The organism is Duganella sp. CF517 (assembly GCF_900110275.1).
GTDB lineage: Bacteria > Pseudomonadota > Gammaproteobacteria > Burkholderiales > Burkholderiaceae_D > Rugamonas.
Genome location: NZ_FODC01000024.1, coordinates 1 through 2,729, shown reverse-complemented (window position 1 = coordinate 2,729; position 2,729 = coordinate 1). Strand labels below are relative to the sequence as shown.

Annotated in this window: 1 protein-coding gene; it reads right to left on the bottom strand. The window is 64.1% G+C overall.

Annotation, left to right across the window (positions count from 1 at the left end):
• Positions 1 to 2,729, bottom strand: a 2,729-nt coding sequence (locus BMX85_RS29810) for a condensation domain-containing protein (protein WP_143068119.1), incomplete at both ends; no start/stop codon positions are given.

Sequence of the window (2,729 nt, the reverse complement as noted above, 5' to 3'; positions counted from 1 at the left end):
AGGTCCGCCTCGGTGATCCGGCGGTAGGTGACGTGCACCGTCGTTTCCGTGATGCCGTACATGTTGATCAACTGTGGCTGCCGGTCGCCCCACTGCGCCATCCACGGTTTCAAACGCTGCGGATCGAGCGCCTCGCCGCCGAAGATGACCGCGCGCAGCGCCAGGCGCTCGTCGTAGATGCCCGGGACGTGCATCAACTGGCCGAACGCCGACGGGGTCTGATTCAGCACCGTCACCTTGTGGCGGCGCAGGAGTTGCAGGAAGTCTTCCGGCGAGCGGCTGATCCAGAACGGCACGATGACCAATTGGCCGCCGGTGCACAGCGCGCCGAAAATCTCCCAGACCGAGAAATCGAAGGCATACGAGTGGAACATCGTCCAGACGTCATCGACGCCGAACTTGAACCACGCGTCGGTGCCCTGGAGCAGACGCGTGACGTTGCGGTGGCTCAGTTGCACGCCCTTCGGCCGGCCGGTGGAGCCGGAGGTGTAGATCACATAGGCCAGGTTCTCGGCGTGAACGGCCACTTGCGGGTCGTGCTCCGACTCGCCGGACAGGTCCAGCGTGTCCAGTTCCAGCACCCGCAGGCCTTCGGCGACAGGCAGGCTGTCCCTGACCGCGCTTTGCGTCAGCAACAGTTCGATGCCGCTGTCCCGCATCATGTAAGCCAGCCGGTCGGCCGGATATTCAGGGTCCAGCGGCACGTAGGCGCCGCCGGCCTTCAGGATCGCCAGCAGGCCGACCATCATCCCGATAGAGCGTTCGACGGCAATGCCGACCTTGACGTCGGGTCCCACACCTAGCTCGATCAGGCGGTGGGCCAAGCGGTTGGCGCGCAGGTTCAGTTCTTCGTAGCTCAGCGACTCGTCGCCGTAAATCAGCGCCGTGGCCTCCGGATTGGCCAGCGCCTGACGCTCGATCAGCCGGTGCAGCGTTCCCTGCGCCGGGTAGCGCGCCTTACGCCCACCCCAGACATGAAGCTCTTCACGCTCGGCCGGATCGAGTATTCCCACCGTTTCGACCGCCTGCGAAGGTCGATCGGACATCGCTCGCAATACCGTGACGTAGTGCTGCGCCATGCGCTCGATGGCATCCGCTTCGAACAGTTCCTTCGCGTAGCTGAAGGTCACGCGGACCTGCCCGTCCTCGCCTTCGATCGTATCGATCGTCAACTCGAACTGCGCCCCCTGCTCACCCAGCGCGTGCCCCTGAAGCACGAGTCCCGGCATTTGTCCCAGGGCCTGTGTCGCCTGTCGCTGGTGGTTCAGCAGTACCTGGAACAAGGGATTGGCGCCCAACTGGCGCTCGGGCTGCAGCGCCTCGACCAACTGCTCGAATGGCAGGTCCTGATTGGTTTGGGCGCCCAGCGTCGCCTCCCGGGCCTCGACCAATACCTGCGACAGGTTTTTCCACCCTTCGATACGGCCACGCAGCACTTGCGTGTTGACGAAGAATCCGACCAATCCCTCTGTCTCCAGCCTGTGACGATTGGCATTTGGCACCCCGACACGAATATCCGTCTGTCCCGTGTAACGGGACAGCAGCACCTGCACACCGGCCAGCAACGCCATGAACAGCGTCGCGCCTTGCGCTTGCACGCGCAGTTTCAGACCGCTGGTCAGCTCCGGCGGCAATGCGAAGGCATGCTTCGCCGCCCGATAGACTCCATCCACTTTGCGCGGGTGGCTGGTTGGCAGTTGGAGCACTGGATGATCATCTCCCAGATGCTCCTTCCAATAGGCCAGCTGGCGCTCTTTTTCACCTGCTTCCAGCCAGTCGCGCTGCCATGCCGCGAAGTCGGCATACTGCACCGGCAGCGCCGGCAGCTGGCCGACGCCACCGTCGACGTGAGCGCGATACAACTCCACGAACTCCTCGATGATGATCCCCATCGACCAGCCGTCCGAGACAATGTGATGCATCACCACGACAAGCACGTGCCGCTGGGCCGCCTCGCGGATCAGGCCCACACGCAGCAGCGGTCCGCGTTCGAGATCGAACGGCGTCTGGTGCACGCGCGCCGTTTCGGCATCGACCCGGTCCTTCAATTCGTCCGGCGCCATGCCGGTCAGGTCGATCAGTTCGAGATGCGCCCCACTGGCCGATTGAATCAGTTGATTCACCTGACCGTTGGCGTCCGCACGGAACAGCGTACGCAAGGATTCATGGCGCGCCACCAGCGCGTCGAACGCGGACTTGAGGGCGTCGACATCCAGCGCGCCATCCAGCGTCAACGCGCCACTGATATGGTAAGCCGTGCTTTCAGGCGCCAGCTTCCACAGGAACCACTGACGCACCTGCGCATAGGACGCGGTCATCGGACCCGCGCGATTCGCCTCGGGCAGCACCGGAATCGTCTCGGTCGCCGCGCCCTGTCCCAGGCTGGTTTGCACCAGGCCGGCCAGCGTCTGGTTCTGGAAGAATTGTCGCGGTGTCAGCGCCAGACCGTTGGCCTGGGCACGCGAAATCACCTTGAGGCAGAGGATGGAATCGCCACCCAGTTCAAAGAAATTGTCATGGCGTCCTACCCGCCGAACGCCCAGCACCCCGGCCCAGATGGCGGCCAGCGCTTCCTCCATTGCCCCTTGCGGCGCCTCGTATTCGCCACTGCTTTCATATTCGGGCTCCGGCAGCGCCTTGCGGTCCACCTTGCCGTTGGAGTTCAGCGGCAGGCCGTCGAGCACCATGATCGCCGACGGCACCATATAGTCCGGCAGCGCCTGGCCGAG